Genomic DNA, 260 nt, shown 5'->3' on the forward strand with positions numbered 1-260 from the left:
GTTTAAAAGGGAAACAACTTGAGGCTAAAATCCAAGAAGTGCTTGAAATTGTGGGTTTGAAGGAACGACAAAAAGAAATTGTAAAAACATACTCTGGTGGCATGCAGCGTCGGATAAACATGGCTGCTGCAATGCTACATGAACCAGAGCTGCTTATTATGGACGAACCTACAGTTGGCATAGATCCCCAATCTAGGAGTCATATCCTTGATACCGTGAGACACCTCAATCAAGAGAAAGGTTTAACGGTACTGTACACG

The 260-nt window shown here is 42.3% G+C and carries 1 protein-coding gene; it reads left to right on the forward strand.

The window, feature by feature from the left end:
- Positions 1–260 (forward strand): ATP-binding cassette domain-containing protein (locus AOA60_RS29390; protein WP_143522586.1); only part of this gene is annotated, 260 nt, incomplete at both ends.

Origin of the sequence: Pseudomonas sp. 2822-17 (assembly GCF_002742485.1) — a bacterium.
In the GTDB taxonomy this organism is placed as follows: Bacteria; Pseudomonadota; Gammaproteobacteria; order Pseudomonadales; family Pseudomonadaceae; genus Aquipseudomonas; species Aquipseudomonas cyclaminis.